The organism is Synechococcus sp. R55.2, assembly GCF_047462075.1.
Lineage (GTDB): Bacteria > Cyanobacteriota > Cyanobacteriia > Thermostichales > Thermostichaceae > Thermostichus.
This window is the reverse complement of record NZ_JANSIH010000292.1, coordinates 1-624: the sequence shown is the minus strand read 5'-3', so window position 1 is coordinate 624 and position 624 is coordinate 1. Positions and strand designations below refer to the sequence as shown.

General features: G+C 56.7%; 1 protein-coding gene. It reads right to left on the bottom strand.

What is annotated here, in order from left to right:
* On the bottom strand, nt 1-557 hold a 557-nt coding region (locus NW838_RS09565), incomplete at its 3' end, for a PAS domain-containing protein (RefSeq protein ID WP_414427936.1).
* Between the last annotated feature and the right edge of the window lie 67 nt (nt 558-624).

Genomic DNA, 624 nt, shown 5'->3' with positions numbered 1-624 from the left:
AAATAACGGGGATAGTCTTTGGCCCAGATCTCCGCCCCTTGAGTATGGGATCCCTCGGGATTGTCTGGGGTGATCTCGAATTGATTGATGCAGCGAATGCTGGAGCGCTCCGACGTGTAGAGCCAGAGCCCCACCCGTGCCACCCCCAGGGTATGGGCGGCTGTAGTACAAATCTGTTGCAGAGCAGCTTGTAAGTCTCCTTGGCTGAGGGCTTTGTGCCGGGTGAGCTCCATCAGAGCCCGGTTGTGCTCCAACAGTTGCTTTTGGCTGCGCTGTAGCTGCCACTCCACTTGCTTGCGTGCTGTGATGTCCTGACAGGAGCCGACAATTCGGCTGATTGGCTTGTTCTCCTCAACTACTGGAGAAAGGGTAACGATTAGAACATGGGTCGACTCTGGGTCGGGAGCGGCAGAGGCCGTTAAGCTCAGCTCGAAGCTCACTTGCCGGCCATGGCTGAGGCAGTGTTCGGTGTGCAGTTGAATCTGCGCAGCCAGAGAAGGCGGTAGACAACTCTGGAGCTCTTCTCCCTCGATAGGTCGAGAGGAGAGAAAAAACATCCTGCAAAAAGCCGGGTTACCCACCAAAAACCGACAGCGCGGCTGAGGTGCGCCTCTTTCTGGCTCC